The sequence below is a fragment of the Candidatus Palauibacter sp. genome (assembly GCF_965237495.1).
Taxonomy (GTDB): Bacteria; Gemmatimonadota; Gemmatimonadetes; order Palauibacterales; family Palauibacteraceae; genus Palauibacter.
The window spans coordinates 2156180-2177646 of the sequence record NZ_OZ250143.1 but is presented as its reverse complement, the minus strand read 5'-3'; the positions used below and the strand labels follow the sequence as shown (position 1 = coordinate 2177646).

23 protein-coding genes are annotated in these 21467 nt (G+C 69.3%); 22 read left to right on the top strand and 1 reads right to left on the bottom strand.

Annotation, left to right across the window (positions count from 1 at the left end):
* The first annotated feature begins 36 nt into the window (after positions 1–36).
* The 16 genes from ACPXY0_RS09455 to ACPXY0_RS09380 all read left to right on the top strand — a co-directional run bounded on the left by ACPXY0_RS09455 (position 37) and on the right by ACPXY0_RS09380 (position 14572).
* Positions 37–477, top strand: coding sequence for a single-stranded DNA-binding protein (locus ACPXY0_RS09455; RefSeq protein WP_419942165.1), 441 nt, complete (start codon positions 37–39; stop codon positions 475–477).
* Between the two features lie 31 nt (positions 478–508).
* Complete coding sequence (gene ccsA / locus ACPXY0_RS09450; protein WP_423924275.1) at positions 509–1327, top strand: cytochrome c biogenesis protein CcsA; 819 nt, start codon at positions 509–511, stop codon at positions 1325–1327.
* Positions 1324–2703 (top strand): glutamyl-tRNA reductase, encoded by a 1380-nt coding sequence (gene hemA, locus ACPXY0_RS09445; protein WP_423924273.1) that lies wholly within the window; start codon positions 1324–1326, stop codon positions 2701–2703. Before ccsA ends, hemA begins: the two co-directional genes overlap by 4 nt.
* A gap of 75 nt (positions 2704–2778) precedes the next feature.
* Positions 2779–3729, top strand: coding sequence for an NAD-dependent epimerase/dehydratase family protein (locus ACPXY0_RS09440; protein ID WP_423924271.1), 951 nt, complete (start codon positions 2779–2781; stop codon positions 3727–3729).
* Complete coding sequence (locus ACPXY0_RS09435; RefSeq protein WP_423924269.1) at positions 3729–4490, top strand: MotA/TolQ/ExbB proton channel family protein; 762 nt, start codon at positions 3729–3731, stop codon at positions 4488–4490. The genes ACPXY0_RS09440 and ACPXY0_RS09435 overlap by 1 nt, the downstream gene beginning before the upstream one ends.
* Before the next feature lie 43 nt (positions 4491–4533).
* Complete coding sequence (locus ACPXY0_RS09430; RefSeq protein ID WP_419942160.1) at positions 4534–4956, top strand: ExbD/TolR family protein; 423 nt, start codon at positions 4534–4536, stop codon at positions 4954–4956.
* The gene (locus ACPXY0_RS09425; RefSeq protein ID WP_423924266.1) at positions 4953–5636 is read left to right on the top strand and encodes a TonB C-terminal domain-containing protein; all 684 of its coding nucleotides are present in this window, start codon (positions 4953–4955) and stop codon (positions 5634–5636) included. Before ACPXY0_RS09430 ends, ACPXY0_RS09425 begins: the two co-directional genes overlap by 4 nt.
* A 139-nt stretch (positions 5637–5775) precedes the next feature.
* Positions 5776–7002 carry a hypothetical protein gene (locus ACPXY0_RS09420; protein ID WP_423924264.1) on the top strand — a complete coding sequence of 409 codons (1227 nt, stop codon included), beginning with the start codon at positions 5776–5778 and terminating at the stop codon, positions 7000–7002.
* Between the two features lie 152 nt (positions 7003–7154).
* A complete protein-coding gene (locus ACPXY0_RS09415) occupies positions 7155–7802 on the top strand; it encodes an OmpA family protein (RefSeq protein ID WP_423924262.1) in 648 nt (215 codons plus the stop codon).
* Positions 7803–8573 (top strand): tetratricopeptide repeat protein, encoded by a 771-nt coding sequence (locus ACPXY0_RS09410; RefSeq protein ID WP_423924260.1) that lies wholly within the window; start codon positions 7803–7805, stop codon positions 8571–8573.
* 26 nt (positions 8574–8599) lie between these two features.
* The gene (nrdR, locus tag ACPXY0_RS09405; RefSeq protein WP_423924258.1) at positions 8600–9103 is read left to right on the top strand and encodes a transcriptional regulator NrdR; all 504 of its coding nucleotides are present in this window, start codon (positions 8600–8602) and stop codon (positions 9101–9103) included.
* Positions 9104–9107: 4 nt separating this feature from the next.
* On the top strand, positions 9108–9899 hold the full coding sequence (tatC, locus tag ACPXY0_RS09400) for a twin-arginine translocase subunit TatC (RefSeq protein ID WP_423924256.1): 792 nt from the start codon (positions 9108–9110) through the stop codon (positions 9897–9899).
* Between the two features lie 164 nt (positions 9900–10063).
* Positions 10064–12955, top strand: coding sequence for an LPS-assembly protein LptD (locus ACPXY0_RS09395; protein ID WP_423924254.1), 2892 nt, complete (start codon positions 10064–10066; stop codon positions 12953–12955).
* Positions 12956–13020: 65 nt separating this feature from the next.
* A complete protein-coding gene (locus tag ACPXY0_RS09390; protein ID WP_423924252.1) occupies positions 13021–14007 on the top strand; it encodes a polyprenyl synthetase family protein in 987 nt (328 codons plus the stop codon).
* Positions 14008–14010: 3 nt separating this feature from the next.
* The gene (locus ACPXY0_RS09385; protein WP_423924250.1) at positions 14011–14292 is read left to right on the top strand and encodes a hypothetical protein; all 282 of its coding nucleotides are present in this window, start codon (positions 14011–14013) and stop codon (positions 14290–14292) included.
* A gap of 37 nt (positions 14293–14329) precedes the next feature.
* Positions 14330–14572, top strand: a complete 243-nt coding sequence (locus tag ACPXY0_RS09380) for a Sec-independent protein translocase subunit TatA/TatB (RefSeq protein ID WP_419942150.1) — start codon at positions 14330–14332, stop codon at positions 14570–14572.
* Between the two features lie 28 nt (positions 14573–14600).
* Here ACPXY0_RS09380 and ACPXY0_RS09375 read toward each other — a convergent pair whose 3' ends face one another.
* Positions 14601–16433, bottom strand: a complete 1833-nt coding sequence (locus tag ACPXY0_RS09375; RefSeq protein ID WP_423924248.1) for a peptidyl-prolyl cis-trans isomerase — start codon at positions 16431–16433, stop codon at positions 14601–14603.
* Positions 16434–16709: 276 nt separating this feature from the next.
* Between ACPXY0_RS09375 and ACPXY0_RS09370 the strand changes: the two genes are divergently transcribed.
* The 6 genes from ACPXY0_RS09370 to accC are packed head-to-tail and all read left to right on the top strand — an operon-like array spanning position 16710 to position 21454.
* Positions 16710–17450, top strand: a complete 741-nt coding sequence (locus tag ACPXY0_RS09370) for a tetratricopeptide repeat protein (RefSeq protein WP_423924246.1) — start codon at positions 16710–16712, stop codon at positions 17448–17450.
* Positions 17447–17920, top strand: coding sequence for a type II 3-dehydroquinate dehydratase (gene aroQ / locus ACPXY0_RS09365; protein WP_423924244.1), 474 nt, complete (start codon positions 17447–17449; stop codon positions 17918–17920). Before ACPXY0_RS09370 ends, aroQ begins: the two co-directional genes overlap by 4 nt.
* Positions 17917–19002 (top strand): M24 family metallopeptidase, encoded by a 1086-nt coding sequence (locus ACPXY0_RS09360; RefSeq protein ID WP_423924242.1) that lies wholly within the window; start codon positions 17917–17919, stop codon positions 19000–19002. The genes aroQ and ACPXY0_RS09360 overlap by 4 nt, the downstream gene beginning before the upstream one ends.
* 49 nt (positions 19003–19051) lie before the next feature.
* Positions 19052–19615, top strand: a complete 564-nt coding sequence (gene efp, locus ACPXY0_RS09355; protein WP_419942145.1) for an elongation factor P — start codon at positions 19052–19054, stop codon at positions 19613–19615.
* A 2-nt stretch (positions 19616–19617) separates the two neighbouring features.
* The gene (gene accB, locus ACPXY0_RS09350; RefSeq protein ID WP_419942144.1) at positions 19618–20097 is read left to right on the top strand and encodes an acetyl-CoA carboxylase biotin carboxyl carrier protein; all 480 of its coding nucleotides are present in this window, start codon (positions 19618–19620) and stop codon (positions 20095–20097) included.
* A gap of 16 nt (positions 20098–20113) precedes the next feature.
* A complete protein-coding gene (gene accC, locus ACPXY0_RS09345) occupies positions 20114–21454 on the top strand; it encodes an acetyl-CoA carboxylase biotin carboxylase subunit (protein ID WP_419942143.1) in 1341 nt (446 codons plus the stop codon).
* Positions 21455–21467 lie beyond the last annotated feature (13 nt).

Genomic DNA, 21467 nt, shown 5'->3' with positions numbered 1-21467 from the left:
GGCGGAACACTCGATCGATCATCCGGGAGGCGGAAGATGGCGCGCAGTCTGAACAAGGCCACACTCATCGGGAACCTGGGGGCGGACCCCGAGGTTCGGTCCACGAACGCGGGGACGCGGGTCGCAACGCTCTCCGTGGCGACGAGCCGACGCTGGACGAGTCGGGCCGGCGAGGCGCAGGAGAAGACGGAATGGCATCGCGTGGTCTGCTGGGACAAGCTCGCCGAAATCTGCGAGCGGTATCTGAGCAAGGGAGATCGCGTGTACGTCGAAGGGCGGATCGAATACCGCCAGTGGGAAGGGCAGGATGGCCAGACGCGCTACACGACCGAGATCCGCGCGCTCGAGATGATCATGCTCGGGAGCGGCGGCGGCGGCCGGGAGAGCCACTCGAGCACGGAGGCGGGGCCGGCGAGGTCGGACTTCTCGGAGTTCTCGAACCAGTCGGTGGCGGGGGAGGACGACCTCCCCTTCTGACCGTCCGGAGACGCGGCGTCGACCCCCCGGCATGTTCACCCGGATCCTCCTGACCGCCGCCCTCGCCTCGTACGCGGGCGCCTGGCTGCTTCAGATCGCCGATTTCAGGGGAGGCGGTGCGGTGCGCCGTCCTCCTTCGGGCGTCCTTGCCATCGGGGCGGTGTGCCTCCATTCGGCGGCGCTGCTCGCGTTCTGGTTCACGTACGGAACGCCGCCGCTGTCCGGCTTCGGACCCGCCTCCGCCTTCCTCGCGTTCGCCCTCGCCACGGGATTCCTGCTCGCGAGTCGCTCGCGCGAACGCTGGTCGGTGGGCCTCCTGGTCCTGCCCATGGTGATCGCGTTGCTTGCGGCGAGCCTCGTTGCGGGACTTGCGCCGACCCTGGCCGATCCGCGCCTGCGGGGGCCGTGGCTGGTGGCCCATGTCCTCCTCGTGTTCGGCGGCTACGCCAGCCTGCTGCTCGCCTCCGTCGCCGCCGTGATGTATCTGTTTCAGTTTCGCGCTCTCAAGAGGAAGGATTTCGGTAACGTGTTCCGCTTCTTCCCCTCGCTCGAGAGTCTGGACCGGATGAATCGGATCGGACTCGCCGGCGGGCTTTCCGCACTTGCGATCGGGCTGCTGGCGGGGTGGAGCCTCTCCCTCACGTTCGGGCGCGGCCTGGCGCTGGGGGACTCGGACGTGGCCTTCGGCCTCCTGACGTGGGTCGTGTACGCCGCGGCCCTGGGCGCCCGCCGCCGGACGCGCGGGTTCGGGCTCCGGCCGGCGCGGGTCTCGGTGGTCGCGTGCGTGGCCAGCGGTGTCGGGTTCGTCGCCCTCCGGGTGCTCGGGCCGGCCACGGAGTTCTTCCTGTGACGGGTTCGCGGAGCCGCCCCGGGGCGGAGGGCGCGCGCCCTCCGGCCGACACGCTGCTCGTCGTCGGCGTGAGCCACAGGACCGCGCCGATCGATGTCCGCGAGCGCTTCGCGCTGGGGCACGAGCGGATGGCCGAGTGGGTCGAGGGCCTCGTCGCCACGCCGGGCGTCTCGGAATGTGTCGTCCTCTCGACATGCAACCGCACCGAGTGCTATCTGGCCGGAAGCGGCGGCCACGAACTCGACGCGATCGCGCGGGAGGCGCTGTGCCGCGCCTCGGGTCTCGGGGCCGAGGGGGCAGCCTACCTGAGAACGCTGGGCGGGGAACGGGCCGTGCGGCACCTGTTCCGGGTCACGAGCGGGCTGGAATCACTCATCGTCGGCGAACCGCAGATCCAGGGACAGGTGCGGGGCGCCTACCGCGAGGGGCAGCCGACGGCCGCCGGGCCCGTCCTTCATCGCCTCTTTCAGTCAGCGCTCGGCGTCGGGGGTCGGGTGCGGGCCGGGACGGCGATCGCGGGCGGCGTGACCTCCATTCCGGCCGCCGCCGTAAGCCTCGCCCGCAAGGTGTTCGGCTCTCTCGAGGACCGGACCGTCCTCGTCCTCGGCACCGGCGAGATGGGACGGCTCACCGTGAGGTGCCTGAGGAGGGAGGGCGCCCGCCGCATCTTCATGGCGAGCCGCAATCCCGCCCGGGCCGAACGCGCGGGCCGGCCGTTCGACGCCCTCCCCCTGGGGCGCGCGCCGGCGCTGGAGAGCCTGCATCGCGTGGATCTCATGGTGACGTGTACCGAGTCCGAAGCCGCCTTCGTGCGGGAGGAGCACGTCCGGCGTCGAGGGACCGGCGGGACGCCGCTCCTCATCCTCGACATCGCCGTCCCCCGCAACGTCGATCCGCGGGCGGGCGATGTCGGCGATGTCTTCCTCTACAACATCGACGACCTCCGCCGAGTCGTGGACCGGGCCCGCGCGGCGCGCGAGTTCGAACGTGAACGGGCCGACGCGATCATCGAGCGGCACGTCGGCAAGTACTGGGCGTGGCACCGCAGCCGGCGAGCCGACCCGGCGGTGCGGGCGCTGCGCGACACCGCCCGCCGCCTCGTGTCGGACGGACTGGCCGGGCGCCCGGCGGGGCCCCGCGACGCGGACGCGGACGAAGCCCTGCGGCTGGCGAGTCGCGCCGCGCTGAACAAGCTTCTGCACGGCCCGACGCGGGCGATCCGGTGGCTGGCCGAACAGCCCGGGGGCGACGCGTGCCTTCGTGCGCTGGAACCATGGCTGGCGGCCGGTAGCGGGGGGGCGCCGCGGGCTGCTAGTGTAGACTCGCTGGCGGCCCGGGCGGCCGGATCTCGACGGACGCGCGAGGGCACGGACTGAGGCGGATCCCGGAGGCGGATCCCGTTCGCAGGCCCCGGGGACAGTGGAACGGGTGGGGAAGTCAGGAGAGAGTGGATGAGCCCTGGCAGGGTGCTCGTGACGGGTGGCGCCGGCTTTATCGGATCTCACGTCTGTGAAGCGTACCTGGTGCAAGGCTGGGAAGTGACCGCGCTCGACAATCTGGACGGCGGGCGCGCCGCCAACGTGCCGCGGGGCGTACACCTCATCGAAATGGACATCCGCGACGAGGGCGTCCGCCGGGTCTTCCGCGACGGCGGGTTCGATGTCGTCAACCACCACGCCGCGCAGGCGAACGTTCGCGACTCGGTGTCCCGCCCGCGTCACGACGCCTCCGTGAACGTCGACGGACTCCTCAACCTGCTCGAATGCGCTCTCGAGTTCGGCCTCTCCCGGTTCGTGTTCGTGTCGTCGGGAGGCGCCCTCTACGGGGAGGCGGCCGGGTTGCCCATCCCCCGCACGGCGCCGAAGCGGCCGGTGTCGCCCTATGGCGTCAGCAAGCTGGCCTCGGAGCACTACCTGGATGCGTTCCGTCGCCTCCGGGGTCTGGAGTACGTCGCCCTGCGCTACGCGAACGTGTACGGCCCCCGTCAGGATCCTCACGGCGAGGCCGGCGTGGTCGCGATCTTCGCCCGACGCATCCTCGATGGCGAACGACTCGTCGTCTTCGGCGACGGCGAGCAGACGCGGGACTTCGTGTTCGTGAAGGATGTCGCCGCGGCCAACATCCTCGCGACGAACGCCCACCTCCCCCGGGCCGGCGGGCTGGACGACGTCGCCTTCAACGTCGGTACGGGAGAGCGCACGAGCATCAACGCGCTGGCCACCGCCATGATCGAGATCGCGGGTCGCGCGGTGGCGATCGCGCGCGAACCCGCGCGCCCCGGAGACCCCATGCACAACGGCCTCGACTGCTCGGAGATACGGGCCCTCGGCTGGAGCCCGGCCCATTCGCTGGACGCCGGTCTGCGGGAGACCTGGGACTTCATCGCCCGGGAGGCCGCGTGATGGCGGCGGTCGCGAGCGTGGCCGCCAAAGTCGTGGCCGCCGAAGTCGTGGCGGTCGTTCAGCAGCTCCCGGAGCGGGTCATCGATTCTCCCCTCGACATGGTGCTGGGCGCCACGCTCCCGACGAAGGTCATCCTCACCGTGCTCGCGGCCTTCTCGCTCCTGTCCTGGATCCTCATCATCTGGAAATTCCGCGAGTTGCGTGCGGTGAACCGGCAGGCCGACGACTTCGTGTTCGCGATGGCGGGATCCGGTGACCTCTCGAACCTCAACGAGGCGCTCCGGGAACTCGAGGATTCCCCGTTCAGGAGGGTGTTCCGGGAAGGGATCGCGTTCTTCTCCGACCTGCGTCCGGGGGCCCTCGCGACCCGCCATGTCGGCGAGGGTCTGAGTTCGACGCAACTGGAGGCGCTGTGGCTGACGCTCGAGAAGAGTCTCTCCGAGGAACGGGATGAACTCTCGCACGGGTTGCCGTGGCTGGCGATCATCGGATCCGTGAGTCCCCTGCTGGGTCTCATGGGGACGGTCGTGGGTGTGATGAACTCGTTCATCGGCATCACCTCCCAGGGGTCCGCGAACATCGCGGCCGTCGCGCCGGGCATCGCGGAGGCGCTGACCACCACGGTCGCGGGCCTTGCCGTCGCGATCCCGGCGGTGATCGCATACAACCACTATGCCTCTCGCCTGCGTCTCTTCACGGGGGAACTGGAGGGGTTCGCGAGCGAGTTCGTGGGATCGCTGGCGCGCGAGGGCCGCGTTTGAGCCAGGCCCACGGGCCGCCGGCGGAGCGGGGGAGGCACCGGGAATGAGAAGACGGTTCAAACAGCGGGGGGACGGGACCGGAGCGTTGGCGGAGATCAGCGTCACGAGCCTCGTCGATGTCGCCTTCACCCTCCTCATCATCTTCATGATCACGGCGCCCATCCTCCAGGGCGGGATCGAGATCGACGTGCCCGAAGCCGCCTCCGGGCCGCTGAGCGCCTCCGATGCGCTCGTCGTCTCGATCGACGCGGAGGGGCAGATCTACCTCGATGACGTTCCCGTGACGTACGAGGAGTTCGACGCCACGATCGAGGCGGCGCTGGAACGCTTCGATTCGGACAACGTGTTCATCAAGGCGGACGGCGATATCGCGCTGCGCCTGGCGCTGCGCGTGATGGGAAGCATCGACGAGGCCGGCGGGATCGTGAGTATCGTGACCCGGCCCGAAGTGCGCCGCCGGCCGTGAGCCGGAATCCGGAACGCCGTCGCGAGCGTCGCCACGGGGGGCCGCCCCGGCAGGCCCTGTACGGCTCGTTCGGCGTGCACGGAGCCCTGGCGGTGCTGGTCTTCCTCGGCAACGCCGCCCTCCGCCCGGTGCGGATGCCGCGGGCGGTTCGGGTCAACATGGTGGCGGCCGCCCCGGAGGACGCCCCGATCCGGCTCGACCCGACGCCCCCGGAGATCGCGGAGGAGGAGTACCGCCCGCCGACGCCCGACCCGACGCCCGACCCGGTGCTCCAGGTCGAGACGCCGACCGTGGAGGCCGAGGCACCCGTCGAGCGCGAGCCCGAGCCGGAACCCGCCCGGGCCGAGGAGGTCGGGGAAGAGATCCGGAGCATCCGGATCGCCGGCGACGCCTCGGCCTACCCCGAGTACCAGCAGAACATCATCCGCCAGATCCAGCGTTACTGGCGGCCGCCGCAGGGGGCCCGCGACCTGCGGGCGGAGGTCTACTTCATCATTCACCGCGACGGCCGGGTGAGCGGGCTCGACTGGGTCGCGAGGTCGGGGAACCGGACCTTCGATCTCGTGGCGATGAGCGCCGTGGAATCCGCCGGCCTCGCCGAGGCTTTCGGACCGCTGCCGGAGAATTTCCCGGCCGACGCGCTGGCCGTCTCCTTCTTCTTCGACCCGAGCGGCCGCTGACGTGGCAGCGATCCCGCCCGCCCCGATCCGGCGCGCCGCGGTCCGATGGACCCCTTGGGCCCCTTGGGCCCCATGGGCCCTGGCCCTCGCCGCGTGCGGCGCTCCACTCTCGGCCCAGGAGCAGGAGCCGGCCGGCGCGGTGCGTCTCGGGCTCACGTACGAACCGGGCTACGTGCCGGGCATGGTCATCGCGCCGGTAGGCGCGGCCGGGGGGATGGACGCGTTGGCCGAAGCGGTCGGCGAGATCCTGCGGACCGATCTCGACTATTCGGACCGGTTCGACATCCTCGAGCTGCCCGACACGGTCTCTCTGAGCGGTCCCCCGAACTACGCGCTGTGGAACCAGCTCGGGGCCGTGTGGCTCGTCACCTCGGAGGTTTCCTTCGCGCCGGGGACGCAGACCCCCATCCTCCGGGTCGGCCTGCACGATCTGGTATATGGGAACCTCGCCAACGTGCAGGCGTTCAGCCTGCCCGAACCGGAAGCGGACGACTTCCGCATGGCCATCCACCGGGTGTCCGACCAGATCGTGTCGTGGGCGGCGGGAGGGCAGCTCGGCATCGCCGCGACCCGGATCGCCCTCAGGCGGAGGGACGGCGACGGGTCCTCCCACATCCTCATCATCGACAGCGACGGCCACAATCCGCAGCGCCTGTCCGGCGGCGGACAGAACGTCTTCTCCCCCGCCTTCTCGCGCGACGGTATGCGTCTCGCGTACACGATCCAGGACGAGACCGGGCACTTCACGCTCGTCGAAGCGAATCTGATCACGGGCAGCCGTCGCACCGTGGCGGCGGGGACGCTGCTCATGTCGCCGGCCTACGCGACGGACGGGCGGCTGGCCTACGCGGAGGGAGTCGGCGGGGGTTCGCGCATCCTCTTCGAAGGAGCGGAACGACTGACCGAGGCCCGGGGGCGGGCGCTCAATCCCAGCTTCTCTCCGGACGGGGCGTGGTTCGCGTACGAGGCCGCTCCGACGGATGAACCCCAGATCTACGTTCGGCGCATCTCGGGGGGACCCGCGCGCAGGATCAGCATCTACGTGCGGCGGGAAGACACGAACGCGGCCGGACCGACCTGGTCCCCGAACGGCGCCCGGATCGCCTACTCGGCGCTGAGCAACAGTCGGTGGCAGATCTTCACCGTCAACCCCGATGGCACGGACCGGCGCATGCTGACCCGGCGAGGCGAGAGCGAGGACCCGAGCTGGGCCCCCGATGGAAGACACGTCGTCTTCGCATCGCGGGACGCGCAGGGCTCCGCGATCTGGATCCTCGATACCGAGACGGGGCGGGCCCGCATCCTCACGGCGGGACGCCTCGACGGTCTGCCCGACTGGTCGCCGCCGCTCCCTTCCGGCTCGTGAACGAGGGGCGGTTCGGCGGGTTGCGGCGTGACGGGGCCGCGATAGGTTACAATTCCGTGGTGAAGCGGACCCATGGATGGTATTCCTCTCCAGGTGGTGTTCGCGACATTCCGGCAATCTCAGGCTCGGCGACCCGCACAAAGGAGACCTCGATGCGGCTTGGCTACCGATTTGCTCCTGTTCTCGTCATCGCGCTGCTGGCAGCGGCGTGCAGTGGAAACCCGGAACCGGAGCCGGTTCCCCCGCCCCCGCCCCCCCCCCCGCCGCCGACGGTCGTTGACGATGGTTCCCGGCGTGAGGCCGCCGCCGACCGGATCTGCGAGCGTGCGATGGCCGCCATGCAGTCCCGGGACTACACGACGGCGCGTGCACTGCTCGAGCAGGTCGTGCGCGACTATCCCGGCACGACGTGTGCCGATTCGGCCCCCGCGGAGATCGAGCGCGCGATGGCGGGCGCGGCGATCGTGGCCCGGGTTCACTTCGACTACAACGTCGCGGACATCACCGACGCCGCCGCCGGAACCCTCCAGCGCAAGGCCGACGTGCTGCGCGCGTACCCCGAGATCCGTCTCAGGATCGAAGGGCATTGCGACGAGCGCGGCTCGCTCGAGTACAACCAGGCGCTCGGCTTGAGGCGCGCCCAGGCCGCGATGGAATACCTCGGCAGCCTCGGGATCGACGCGGGTCGGCTCGATGTCGTGACCTTCGGCGAGGAACGGCCGCTCACGACGGGCAGCAACGAGTCGGCCTGGCGCCAGAACCGCCGCGGTGAGTTCGTAGTCACGGACGGGGACATCTAGGTGAGCAGGGCGGCGGTCGCCGTGTTGTTGGGCGTTGCGGCCGCCGCCTGCGCGTCCCGGGCGGATGTGGAGGAGATGGGGGATGCCCTCCGCGAGGAGATCCGCGCGCTCGAGGAAGGGCAGCGTCTCATCCTCGACCTGATGCGGGGCAGTCTCGACAGCATCGAGACATCGAGCGAGCGACGGGATGCGACCGGACGAGGGGAGCTGGAGCGGCGAACGAGCCGCCTGGAGGTCCTCGTCGAGCAAAACATCGAGCTCTCCACCGAGAACAACCAGTTGCTCGCCGACATCTACGAGAATCAGCGTCTCGCGGGGGCTCCGTCCCCGGTGGGAGGCACGACGGGAAGCCCCCGGCCCGCCGACCCCGGCCCGGTTTCCACCTCCGGGTCGGAGGAGGCTCCCCAGTTCTACGGGATGGCCCTGGACACGTTCAATCAGGGGCTCCTCGAGTCGGCCCGCGGGGCGTTCCGCGACTTCATGGTCCAGTGGCCCCGCCACGAGCTGGCGCCGGATGCCCAGTTCATGCTCGCCCGCACGTTCGAGGACGACGAGGACCTCGGGAACGCGCTCGAGGAGTACCGCCGCCTGACCGAACTCTACCCCAACTCGGGCCGGGCCCCGGCGGCGCTCTATCGCCGCGGGGTGATCGAGGCGACGCGAGGCAACACGGCGCTGGCACGGCAGTTGTTCACCCAGATCGAGAGCGGCTATCCGAACAGCCTCGAAGCACCGGCGGCCCGCCGGGAACGCGAGAGGCTGGGCGGTTAGCGCCGAACCCGTGACCCCTGACGGCCGTGCAGTGCCCTCGCTGTGACGACCCCGAACATCGGGTCGTCGATTCCCGGACGAGTCGTGGCGGGCGTGCCATCCGCCGCCGCCGCGAGTGTCTCTCGTGCGGCGAGCGGTTCACCACCTACGAACAGGTGGAGCGGGAACCCCTCATGGTTCGGAAGAGCGACGGCGGTTCGGAGACCTACGATCGCGGGAAGCTCCTCGCGTCGATTCGCCTCGCCTGCGCCAAGCGTCCCGTCTCCAACGACGACATCGAATCCCTGGTGGATGAGGTCGAGGAGCAGTTGGAGGCGGAGGACCCGCGTGACGTAGCGAGTCGCCGCCTCGGTGAGCTCGTGATGGATCGGCTCCGCGCGATGGATCAGGTGGCGTACGTGCGCTTCGCCAGCGTCTACCGGAACTTCCAGGACACGACGGAGTTCATGGAGGAGGTGCGCCGGCTGCTCCGGCGCGCGGGGCACAGCGCGGCGGGACAGGCGGATTTGTTCTCACCAGGGAGTGATTGAACCGATGGGTCTCCGACGACAGGCGGACGGCTCCCCCGAGCAGGCGGAGATGCCTTTCCTCGATCATCTCGACGAGCTGCGCTCCCGACTGATCCGGGCGCTCCTCGCCCTGCTCGTGGGTCTCGTGCTGGGGCTCGTGGCGGTCATGCAGTGGGACGTGCTGGGGATCGTTCAACGTCCGATCGTGGAACTCCTGCCGGGTGAGAACCTGAACTTCTCCAGTCCGACTACCCCCTTCGTCTTGATACTCAAGCTGGGTTTCATCGTCGGGCTTCTGACGGCGTTTCCGTACATCGCGCTCCAGGCCTGGCGCTTCCTCGCCCCGGCCCTGTACGAGAACGAGCGCAAGTTCGCCATCCCGGCGATCAGTGCGGGCACCCTGCTCTTCATCGCCGGCATCTCGATGGCGTATTTCCTCGTGCTTCCGCTGGGGCTCAGGATCCTGCTCAACTTCTTCAGCGATCAGCTCACTCCGGTCATCATGGTCGGGGAGTACCTGACCTTCGCGACGAGGCTGATCCTGGCGTTTGGTCTCATCTTCGAGCTTCCGGTCGTGCTCGTCTTCCTCTCGCTGCTCGGCATCGTGACGCCGGAGGGGCTGGCGAAGTACCGGCGGCACGCGATCGTCGTGATGGCGATGGTTTCCGCGTTCCTGACGCCGGCGGATCCGTACACCATGCTCGCCATGATGGTGCCCATGATGCTCCTGTATGAACTCTCGATCGTCGCGACCCGGGTGCTCCGTCGACGTCGGCGCGAGGCCAAGCGCGCCGCCGAGGAAGGAAATCCCGCCTGACGGCACGCGACGCTTCCGGCGTCCGCGCGCCCCGCGGACTCTACGGGCTCCTCGCGCTGGCGGCGCTGCTCGGCGGCCTCGGAGGCGCCGAGACGGCGCGGGCAGCCTCGGTCGGCCCCCGTCCCCTGCGCCTCGCGGCCGCGGCCGACACCGACACGGTGGTCGTGAGGGGGCGGGATTCGCTGCCGGCGGACTCGACGGCCCGCGATACGCTGGAGGTGCCCCGGCCCGACTCGGCGGCGCGGGCGGACTCGGCGGCGCAGGCGGATTCGGCCGCGGGCGTGGACCCGGCCGCCGCGGGCGTGGATCCCGCCGCCGCGGGTGATTCGGCCGCCTCGGACACGCTCGAGACCGCGCCGGCGGACCCCCCCTTCCCCCAGCCGGACGACATCTTCGGCCTGCTCCTCGAAGAAGCCGGCTATCAGGCGGTTCAATATCGGGGGCGCCGCGTGCAACTGGATGTGGGCGAGGAGGCCGTGCACCTCGAACGCGAGGCGCAGGCGACCTACGAACAGGCCGTCGTCGACGCGGACACGATCACCTACCGGGCCGGTCTTCAGTTCGTTCGTGCCTGCGGCGGCATCTCGATGACGGGGCAGGGGCAGGACGCGGTCTCGGACCAGTGCCTCCACTACGATGTCTCGGGGACGAAGGGGACGATCCTGGATGCCCGGACTTCCTTCGCGGAGCGCGGCTCCGAATGGTTCACCCGGGGGAACACGACCTTGCGGGGTTCCGGCGTCGCCTTCGTCGAAACCGGGAACTTCACGTCATGTGACGTCGAGCACCCCCACTACTACTTCCGGGCCGGCCAGATCAAGGTCGTATCGAACGACATCATCGTGGCGTGGCCGGTCACGCTGTACATCCAGGACGTCCCCGTCGCATGGTTGCCCTTCTTCGCCCAGGATATCCGCGACGAGCGGCGAAGCGGCTTCCTGCCGCCCCGCTTCGGCGTCAACGACGTCGTCGCGTCCTCCAGCAATTCCAGGCGGAGCGTCACCGACTTCGGGTACTACTTCGCCTTCAACGATTTCATGGACGCGCAGGCGACGGCGGACTGGTTCAGCGGCCGCTTCACCCGCCTCAACGGCGCGCTCCGGTACCGCTCGCTAAAGAAGTTCTTCCGGGGCAACATCCTGACGAGTTACAGCTTCGGGAACGAGAAGACCCTTCAGTTCCAGATGCGGCACAATCACGAACTGACGCCCGTGACCGACATCCGGGTCAACGCCAACTTCGTGTCGAACACGAGGGTCTTCGAGCGGCAGTCGTTCGACCCCCGCCAGCAGACGCAGCGCATCTCCTCGGACGTGGGCATTCAGCACCGCTTCCCGTTCGCTTCCGTCAACCTCAGCGGCAGTCGCCGCCAGGACCTCGGCGCCCAGAAGGGGCGAACCGACCTCACGCTGCCCAAGCTGCAGATGACGTTCTCGCCCCTCACACTCTTCCGGGCGCCGCAAAACCGCAGGGGACCGTTCAACAACATCGTCGTAAGCGGAGCGCTGTCCGCCTCCCGCCTCGATCGAACCCGGGAGGAGGACGACGGCCAGCGGTCGGAACGCGCCTCCCTGAACAGCGCGATCCGGATCGGTTCCTTCGGCGTGAGCGGGAACGCGAACTTCGATCGCCAGTTGAAACTCCCGTTCGAGCCGATGGCCGGTGGCGGGGCAGGAGACGATTCGACGGATGCCCCGGAGCGGCCGCCGGGCGTGTCGAAGCTGACCTACGGAGCGCAGGCCGACTATCAGATCGACCTCATCGGGAGCACGACCTTCCGCCCCACCGTCAGCATGGACGCGAGCCGGTTCCGGTCGGAGAATACGAACGGAGAGTACGTGACGGCCCCCATGCGGCTGCGCGTCGGGGCGGCGGTCTCGACCGATCTGTACGGGTTCCTGCCGGGATTCGGCCCCTTCGAGCGCGTCCGCCACAAGGTTTCGCCGCGCTTCCACTACGACTACTCTCCCGCCGTGGAGGCGTCCGACTCGATCCTCTCGATCCCCGGTTTCCCCATCTCCAACTCGAAGCAGGAGAACCGGCTGCGCCTGACGCTGAACCAGACGTTCGAGGCGAAGCTGCGCGAGGAGGTCGAACTGGACCCCGAGGCGCAAGCCCACCTCGAGGGCCGCTCGCTGGAGGGGGACTCCCTCGGGGCGGCGACCGACTCCGTGCCCCTTGCGGAGGGTGCGCTCGACGTGGCGGCGGATTCGGCGGCAGTCGCCGCGGACTCGACCGTCTTCGAGGCCGTGGCGGATCCGGAGCGTGGGGTCCAGGATGCGCCGCCCGGCACCGGATCCGGGACCGGAGATCCGGACGCGCCGCGGCGCGGGCAGCCGCGCCGCAACGTCGTGATTCTGGGGATCAACTCGAGCCCCCTCACCTTCGACTTCGCGCGCGAGAACCTGTCGCCGCTGACGACGGATCGCTGGTCCCACCGCATCAACTCGGACCTGCTGCGCGGCCTCTCGCTGAACATGTCTCTCGACCTGTTCGAGGGCAGCGGCGAGGAGCAGAGCTTCGCGCCCATCCTGTCGAGCCTGACGGGCAGCTTCACGTTCAGTTCGGCCAGCGGACTCGGGGGGCTGCTCGGTCTCGGGGGTGGGGGCGGGGGCAGCCAATCCGCCGCCCAAAGCCGCTTGCAGACCGCGACCGATTCGCGGTATCGGCTGCAGAGTTTCGATGAGAATCCGGACGCGCAGGACCCCGGCATGCGGGCCGGCGGTCCCTGGACCCTGTCGCTGACCTATTCCATGCAGCGGGGCCGGGAGAGCGAGACTTCGCGAGACCGCCAGTCGCTCAATGCCGTCCTTTCACTGAATCCGACGCCGAACTGGCGACTCGCCTGGCGGACGAGCTACAACCTCTCGGAGGGAGAGTTCGGCGAGCACCTCATTACGCTGGACCGGGCCCTCCACCGCTGGATGGCCACCTTCATGTTCGCGCGCTCGCCCAACGGGAACTTCATCTTCCAGATGAGCGTCAACCTCCGCGACGCGCCCGACCTCAAGTTCGACTACGACCAGCAGTCCCAGGGTCGCCCGGGCTCATTTTGACATTCTCGGGCGCGAGTCCGAAATTCCCCAAGCACTTCACGCGCACCTCGCCCGCCGAGGAGGTCATGCTCCCAATCGCCGCCATCGGTCTGGAACAGGTCCGCCTCCCCGTCAGGGATCGGCTTCACGCCGTCGAGGGGGAGCTCCGCGACATGGTCCCGTCGGGGTTCGAGGCGCTCGATGAAGTGGGAGACTATCTCTTCGAGCGATCGGGCAAACTGCTCCGCCCGACGCTGCTGCTCCTCTGCGACGGGATCGCGGGCCGGCCATCGGTGGACGCGGTGAAGCTGGGCGCCATCGTCGAACTGCTGCATGTGGCGACGCTCGTCCACGACGACGCCGTCGATCACTCCGCGCGGCGTCGCGGACGGCCTACCGTCAACCATCGCTGGACCCATCAAGTCGCCATCATCGCGGGGGACTATCTCTATTCCCGCGCCGTGATCGAGGTCTCGGCCCTGGGAAAGCTCGAACTGGTGTCGATTCTGGCGCGGACGGCGAACCGGATGACGGTCGGCGAGATGCGGCAGCTCGTGCTCCACGACCGCCTCGATTTCACGCGGGACGACTACGAGGATCTGTGCGAGTACAAGACGGCGTCGCTCATGTCCGCGGCCTGCGAACTCGGGACGCTGTCGGGGGCGGCGGCTCACCGCGGCGCGGCGCGCGCATACGGGCACCATCTCGGGATGGCGTTCCAGATCGTGGACGACCTGCTCGACTACACGTCGTCGACCGAGGTCATGGGAAAGCACCCGGGACAGGACCTGCAGGAACACAAGGTGACGTTGCCCCTGATCGCCGCACTCCCCAAGATGGAGTGGTCCGAACGTCGGGCCGTCGAGACGCTGTTCGCGGATCCCTCGCCATCCGCCGGGGCCGTGCGCGAGATCGTCGATCTCGTGGAGGCGCGCGGCGGCGTCGATTCGGCGCGCGAAGAAGCCCGCTCGCGAGCCGGCCGGGCGAGGGACCAGCTCGATGGCCTGCCTCCGGGTCCATGCCTCGAAGCGCTGAGGGCTGCGGTCGATTACGTCGTGGAGAGGGTACGGTAGCCGGTGGAGATTGGACGGAGACGCAGGCCGTCCCCGATACGGGTGGCGCTCATCATCGTGGGCGGTTTCGTGCTGGGGGGGCTTCTGACCGAGCTGGTGGCGGTTACATTGCCTGCGTCGGCGGCCCGACAGTTCTTCGTCACGACGGTCGCGCTCTCGCTGGAGCCCCTGGCCTTCGACGCCAAGGTGCTCGCGCTCTCGCTGGGACCTGTCATCCTGCGCGTGAACTTCCTCAGCGTCGTAGGCGTAGTCCTGATAGCCTGGTTCGCGCGATCACTCCTCTGACCGGGACGAGAGACGAGCCACAAGCAAGGAGTCTGAGATGTTCGGTTTAAGCCCGTGGGAGCTGTTGCTGATTTTCCTCGCGATCCTGCTCCTCTTCGGGGCGAAGAGGTTGCCCGAGATCGGGAGTTCCCTGGGCAGGGGGATTCGCGAGTTCAAGGGTTCCATCAAGGAAGTCGAGGGCAACGTACGAGGCGAGCTCCCCAAGGAGACGTCCGCCCCGTCCGCACAGTCCGCACACCAGGAGACCGTACAGCCCCGGACCTCGAATACGGAGGTCTAGCAGTCACCAGGGCTTTCGGCGGACCTCGTCAGAAGGTAGGCGCGAACGGCGCATCCTCGGGGACGAGCAGCCGTTCCCGGTGATCCTCGACGAGCGTCCCCTCGCGCAGGGCGGCCAGCCACTTCTGGACGTACTGCCGGGATCGCTCGAAGCGTAGCTGCGTCAGGACCGCATCCTTCACCTCTTCGAACCCCTCGCGGGTCGCGTCCTCGCGTTCGAGCACCTCGAGGACGACCACCCCGTCGCCCGCGTCCAGCGCGCCGCTGAGTTCACCCATCTCCGCCCCGAAGGCGTAACCGACCGCTTCGGTGCCCTGCCCGAGCCCCGGGACGAAATCGCCGCGGCGGAACAACTCGGTCTCCTCCACCGTCCACCCGAGACCTTCCGCCGCCTCGTCGAAGGAGGCGCCGACCTCGACCGCGTCGGGCAGATCCCGGGCCAGTTCGGCGGTCCGCTCCTTCTTCTTCTCGACGATGAGCTGCAAGCGAATCCCGATCCCCGCCTCCTCGATCGGGATCCGGGACTCGTCGCGCAGCCCGAGCAACTCGAACAGGTGAAAGCCCGTCGGGTTCTCGAACGTCTCCGACACATCGCCGATCTGGGCCTCCGGGCCGAGCGCCCAGTCTCTCGCGACCCCGAGCTGTCCCGCGCCGGGAATGAAGTCCACGCCGTCGAGGAGTTGGACGTCGGTGCGTACCTCTACCCCCAGCGAATCGGCGGCGGTCGTGAGGTCGGTCCGCAACGCGACTTCCTCCAGGTCGTCGAGGAGCGTGAACACCGAGTCCTCGGTGGCGCCGGAAACCTCGAAGGGGAGATAGATCTGCCGTAGCGCGAGCGAGTCCGCCGTCCGCTCGTCGACCTGCAGGACGTGGAGCCCGAACGGCGTCTCGACGGGGTCCGTGACGTCGCCGATCTCCACCGCGCCGGCCGCCTCGACGAGTCTGGGGTCGTAGGCGGCCGGCGGACGCTTGCCCATGAATCCGCCCTCGGCGCCCGAGATCGAATCGGCGGACTCGGCGGCCGCGACGGCGGCGAAGTCCTCACCTCCCCGCACCCGTTCCGCGAGCGCCGCGGCCCGCTCCCGGACGACCAGCGAGTCAGCCGCGGAGGGGCGGAGCGAGACGCTCACCATGTTCACGCGGGCGCTGGCCGGCCGCATGTACTCGTCCGCCCGCTCGTCGTAGACGTCACGGATCTCGTCATCCGACACGGAGACCGCCGAGTCCGGCACGAGTCCGGTCGGGCTCAGGTGGACGAACCGGACCCGTGCCCGCTCGTTCGTGTCCCGGTAGAAGCGCCACGCTTCGTCGTCCGAGACGTAGATCCCGCTCTCCACCAGCGTCTGCAGCTTCGCGCGGGGCAGGATGGAGCGGTAGTAGTTCTCGATCTGCAGCAGCTGCGTCTCATCCGTCGCCGGATCCGTGAAGAAGCGGCGGTATTTCTCGATGTCGAATTGTCCGTCCGTGTGGAACGCCGCGTAGCTCAGCATCTCCTGGGGCGGCTGCGTCAAGAAGGCCTGGCGGACTTCCGCGTCCGTCACGCGGACCCCGAGCCGGTCCAGCTCCGCCTGGATCAACGTCGCGCTGACCAGGCTCTCCCACGCCTGCTCGGTCACGACGCGCACATCCTCGTCCGTCATGCCGCGGTCGACCTGGCGGTTGATCGCGAGCTGGTTCTGGAGGAAGATGTTCCACTCGTTGTAGCGGATATCCCGCCCGCCTACCTGGCCCACCACGGGGTTGACCTGTCCGCCGAGGTTGCCCCCCTGCATGGCGTTGATGCCATCGAACACCAGCCAGCCGACGAAGGCCGCGGCCATGATGCCCATCACCAGGGCTGCGCTGCCGCGCATCTTCCGCATGAACATGAGCGCCGAAACCTGCCTGTGACGTGAATCGAGTCGCCCGACCGGGGACGTGACGGGGCCGAGATCCCGAACGGCCGTCCGCGGCCGCCGCCGGATCCCGTGGTTGATCGAAAAACGTAAGCCGGGCCCGCGGTTCGGGCAACGAAGATCGGGGGGCGGGGGTGCGGACCCCGCTTCGTTGACAACGAAAAAAAGCGGTCGGTATGTTACCCGCTCCGGGCCGGAAGGCCCGACCCGACCGCTTCTTCCCCGACGACCTCGACGACGCCCGTGCCCACTGACCATCATACCGAGGAGATCGCGGACCTCCTGCGCCGCCGGGAGGCCGAGCCGCGTACCCACACCTTCGCGCGTTTGGCGGAACTCTACCGGGGGCAGGGCGACCTCGAGAGCGCGCTACGGGTGGTTCGCGGCGGGTTGGCGAATCATCCGCACTACGTCACCGCCCGCCTGGTTCACGCCCGCGTGCTCGGCGAACTCGGACAGGCTTCGGACGCGGTCACCGAATTGCAGCGTATCCCGGCGTTCGACGTGGAGAATCCCATCGCGAGGGCCGCCGCGACGAGGCGCTGGCTGGGGCGGCTGGACGAAGCGTGGGGGGGCGGGCGGCGGGCGGATGCGCCGGCGGCGGATGCGCCGGCCGCCCGCCCCGCGCCGGAGGGGCCCGAAGGGTCCGGAGCCGCGATCCCGGACCCCGCCGCGGCGGATCTCGACACCGTCACGCTGGCGGCGCTCTACGTGCGGCAGGGTCTGTTCGACCGGGCCATCGGCGTCTACGAGCGAATGCTGACGCGGGACCCCGGCAATACCCGTCTCGCCGTGGCGCTCGAGGAGGCGCGCCGGAGCGCGCGCGAGGCGGCCGGCGCGCAGCCGGAAGGCCCCGTCGCCGTGGCGCAGGAGGTCTCCATCCGGGAGCAGCTCCGGCGGATCCTCGACGGCGATGCGGCGGAGAAGCCGTCCCGCGAAGGGTCGTGGCGAGAGTGGCTGGCCGGTCTGGACTATCCGCTTTGAGCCTCAAGCGGATCGGCGTTCTCAACGGACCGAACCTCAACCTCCTTGGCCGCCGCGAGCCGCGCCACTACGGTACGCAGACGCTGGCCGAGATCGAGGCGCTCCTCCTCGCGCGAGCGGGAGCGGCCGGCGCGACGCTCATCTTCTTCCAGTCCAACGACGAGGGAGAGATCGTCGACTGGGTGCAGGCGAACACCGATCGCGTGGACGCCTGGCTCGTCAACGCGGCCGCCCTGACCCATACCAGCGTGGCGTTGCGCGACGCGCTGGCCGGCTCGGCGCGTCCTTTCGTGGAAGTCCATCTCTCGAACGTCTTCGCCCGCGAGCCCTTCCGGCACACATCGCTCCTCTCCGATCTCGCGGTCGGCGTCATCGCGGGCTTCCGCTCGTCGAGCTACCTGTTCGGCCTCGAGGCGTTGGTGGAGGACCTGGGAGCGAGGGGAGAGACGGGGGCGGACGAAGCGGAGTGAGTGCCCACGAAGCGCGGCGCCTCCGGCTCGCAGCGACGGCCGGGGCCGCGGGTCACGGCTCCGTTCTCGTCACCGCAAGGTCGAGCGTCCGCTATCTGAGCGGGTTCACGGGCTCGGCGGGCGTCCTGTGGGTCCCGGTCGAGGGAGCGCCGACGCTCGTCACCGATTCCCGGTACGAGGAACAGGTGCGCCTCGAAGTCGAGGATTCCGTCCCGGCCCACATCACTCGCGGGGGCTGGATTCGGGGCGTGGCCGACGTGGCGGCCGGCGCGCGGGGGCCCACGTCCTTCGAGGCCGAGAGCCTCACCGTTGCCGAGTACGAGGCGCTCCGCGAGGGGCTTCCGGGGATGGCGTTCGTCTCGTGCCGAGATCTCGTCCGAGAGCTCCGGCAGGTCAAGGACGAGGAGGAGTTGCGCGCCATCGAACGAGCGGTGGCCGTCGCCGAGTCCGCCTTCGACCGCCTGCTGGCGGCCATCGACTGGTCCGCGGCTCCGAGCGAGCGCCGGGTCGCGACGGCGCTCGAGGCCGAGCTTCGCCGGGGAGGTTCGGGTCCACTGCCGTTCGACCCCATCGTGGCGGCGGGGGAGCGGTCGGCGCTCCCTCACGCGACGCCCTCCGAACGGCGCATCGAAGCGGGCGACCTCCTGCTCCTCGATTTTGGCGCGCGCGTCGATGGCTACTGCAGCGACATGACGCGCACCTGCGTGCGTGGCGTCCCCGAGCCCTGGCAGGTCACGATCCACGAGCGGGTGCTCGAAGCCCAGGCGCGGGCCCGGGAGACGATCCGCGCCGGGGCGAGCTGCCGCGCCGTGGACGCCGCGGCGCGGGACGCCCTCGCGCGACACGACCTGGACGACCGCTTCGGTCACAGCACCGGTCACGGGATCGGGCTCGACATCCACGAGGGGCCGAGCCTGTCCGCGCGCTCCGACGAGACCCTCCGGGCGGGGAACGTGGTGACAGTTGAACCGGGCGTGTATCTTCCCGGTCGCGGCGGCGTGCGCATCGAGGACGATGTGCTGGTCGAGGCGTCCGGGGCCCGCACGCTGACCCGCCTTCCGCGCGCCCTCGTCGAGCTTTAGCAGTCGCACGGGCCGCCGGCGCCCGGCTCCACAACGAGATTCGGAGACCATGGCAGATACCTCGGACTTCCGCAGAGGGATGGTGATCGAGCTCAACGGCACCCTCTACTCGATCACCTACTTCCAGCACGTGAAGCCGGGAAAGGGCGGCGCCTTCGTGCGCACCAAGCTCAAGGACGTGATGGAGGGAGGCGTGATCGACAAGACCTTCCGGGCCGGCGAGAAGGTGAAGGAGGTCCGGCTGGAGCGGCGTCCGATCCAGTACACCTACACCGACGGTCAGCTGTACTACTTCATGAACATGGAGACCTACGAGCAGATCCCGCTCTCGGGAGAGCAGATCGGCGAGGACCAGCTCCAGTATCTTCAGGAGAACATGGAGTGCCAGGGTCTGAACCGTGATGGCGTCGTACTCTCCGTCGAGCTGCCGCAGTTCGTGGAACTGGAGATCGTGGAGACGGACCCGGGCGTTCGCGGGGACACGGCCCAGGGGGGCGCGAAGCGTGCCCAGCTCGCGCCGGGTGCCGTGGTACAGGTTCCGCTCTTTCTCGAGGTCGGCGACGTCGTACGTGTCGACCGGACCGAAGGCAAGTACATCACGCGGGTGACTTGACTATGGATATGGACTGGCTGAAGGGGCTCATCAAGCTGGTCGAGGAGTCCGGCGTGGACGCCCTGGACATCGAGCTGGTCGGCTCGGAGTTGGGGGATCCCACCAGAGTCCGGATCCGGAAGTCCCCGCGCGTCACGGCGGCGGCCGGAGTGGCGGCACCCATCGCCGGCAGCGTTCCCGGACCGCAGGCGGGAGCACCGCCGGCGGGTTCCGCCGCCTCTGACGCGGCCCCCTCCGAGATGCTGTTCGAGGTCCTGTCGCCCATGGTCGGAACCTTCTACCGGGCGCCCGCGGTCGGTGCGGATCCGTTAGTCTCCGTCGGCGATCGCGTCGCCGCCGGCCAGACGCTCTGTATCCTGGAGGCGATGAAGCTGATGAACGAGCTGCAGTCGGACATCGCCGGCGTCGTGCGCGAGATCTCGGCCGAGAACGCCGAGCCGGTCGAGTTCGGCGAATTGCTCTTCCGCATCGAGCCGGACTAGCGGCCGGGCGGGCATCATGTTTCGCAAGGTCCTGATCGCCAACCGCGGCGAGATCGCGCTCCGGATTCTGCGCGCGTGCCGCGAACTCGACATCCGGACGGTCGCCGTGTACTCGGAGGCCGACCACGACTCGCTCCACGTGCGATTCTCCGATGAGGACATCTGCATCGGCCCCGCGCTCAGCCGCGAGAGCTACCTGAACATCCCCCGCATCCTTGCCGCCGCCGAGATCACCGGTGCGGACGCCATCCATCCGGGCTACGGGTTCCTGGCCGAGAACGCCGAGTTCGCGGAGATCTGCGAACGGAGCGGTCTCGTGTTCATCGGCCCCACGCCCGAGCAGATCCGTCGCATGGGGGACAAGGCGGAGGCGCGGCGGACGATGACGGAGGCGGGCGTGCCCGTGGTCCCGGGCTCGGCTCCGTTCGATGACGCGGACGAGGCTTTCGAGGAAGCCCGCCGGATCGGGTTCCCGGTCATGATCAAGGCGTCCGCCGGCGGCGGGGGGAAGGGGATGCGGGCCGCCTTCGAGGAGGCGGATTTCCGGAGGCTCTTCTCCGTGGCCCGGAACGAAGCCGAGGTGAGCTTCGGCGATCCGACCGTGTACCTCGAGAAGCTCATCGGACGGCCGCGCCATGTGGAGATTCAGATCGTGGGCGACCGGCACGGGCGGGTCACCCATCTGGGCGAGCGCGACTGCTCGAGCCAGCGCCGCCATCAGAAGCTCATCGAGGAGGCGCCCAGCCCGGCCGTGACGCCGGAACTCCGGGCAGCCATGGGCGAGGCTGCGATCCTGGGCGCCCGGGCCATCGGGTATCAGAGCACCGGTACGGTGGAGTTCCTGCTCGCGCCCGACGGCGACTTCTATTTCATGGAGATGAACACGCGGATCCAGGTCGAGCACCCCGTGACCGAACTGGTGACCAGCGTCGACCTCATCAAGGAGCAGATCCGGATCGCGGCCGGAGAGAAACTGTCGATCCGGCAGCCCGTGGAGTTCCAGGGCCACGCGATCGAGTGCCGGATCAACGCGGAGGATCCGGAGCAGGGGTTCCGGCCATCGCCCGGCACGATCACGGCGTTCCACGCTCCGGGCGGCCCCGGCCTGCGTGTCGACACGCACATCTACGCCGGCTACGTCGTCCCCCCGTACTACGATTCCCTCCTCGCCAAGCTGATCGTGTGGGGCGAGACGCGGGAGGAGGCCCGGGTGCGCGCGTACCACGCGCTGGAGGAGTTTATCCTCGAGGGCGTCGCTTCCACGGCCCCCTTCCTCCGCAAGATGCTCGCACATCCGGATTTCGTCGCGGGCAAGATCGACACGGGGTTCGTCGAGCGGTTCCTGGCCCGCGCCTGAGCGGCGGTCCGCC

What these genes read in the sequence shown, in the direction of transcription:
- ACPXY0_RS09455 (WP_419942165.1), top strand. Translation starts at nt 37, where the DNA reads ATGGCGCGCAGTCTGAACAAGGCCACACTCATCGGGAACCTGGGGGCG.
- ccsA (WP_423924275.1), top strand. Translation starts at nt 509, where the DNA reads ATGTTCACCCGGATCCTCCTGACCGCCGCCCTCGCCTCGTACGCGGGC.
- ACPXY0_RS09440 (WP_423924271.1), top strand. Translation starts at nt 2,779, where the DNA reads ATGAGCCCTGGCAGGGTGCTCGTGACGGGTGGCGCCGGCTTTATCGGA.
- ACPXY0_RS09435 (WP_423924269.1), top strand. Translation starts at nt 3,729, where the DNA reads ATGGCGGCGGTCGCGAGCGTGGCCGCCAAAGTCGTGGCCGCCGAAGTC.
- ACPXY0_RS09430 (WP_419942160.1), top strand. Translation starts at nt 4,534, where the DNA reads ATGAGAAGACGGTTCAAACAGCGGGGGGACGGGACCGGAGCGTTGGCG.
- ACPXY0_RS09415 (WP_423924262.1), top strand. Translation starts at nt 7,155, where the DNA reads ATGCGGCTTGGCTACCGATTTGCTCCTGTTCTCGTCATCGCGCTGCTG.
- tatC (WP_423924256.1), top strand. Translation starts at nt 9,108, where the DNA reads ATGGGTCTCCGACGACAGGCGGACGGCTCCCCCGAGCAGGCGGAGATG.
- ACPXY0_RS09390 (WP_423924252.1), top strand. Translation starts at nt 13,021, where the DNA reads ATGCTCCCAATCGCCGCCATCGGTCTGGAACAGGTCCGCCTCCCCGTC.
- ACPXY0_RS09380 (WP_419942150.1), top strand. Translation starts at nt 14,330, where the DNA reads ATGTTCGGTTTAAGCCCGTGGGAGCTGTTGCTGATTTTCCTCGCGATC.
- ACPXY0_RS09375 (WP_423924248.1), bottom strand. Translation starts at nt 16,433, where the DNA reads ATGCGGAAGATGCGCGGCAGCGCAGCCCTGGTGATGGGCATCATGGCC.
- efp (WP_419942145.1), top strand. Translation starts at nt 19,052, where the DNA reads ATGGCAGATACCTCGGACTTCCGCAGAGGGATGGTGATCGAGCTCAAC.
- accB (WP_419942144.1), top strand. Translation starts at nt 19,618, where the DNA reads ATGGATATGGACTGGCTGAAGGGGCTCATCAAGCTGGTCGAGGAGTCC.
- accC (WP_419942143.1), top strand. Translation starts at nt 20,114, where the DNA reads ATGTTTCGCAAGGTCCTGATCGCCAACCGCGGCGAGATCGCGCTCCGG.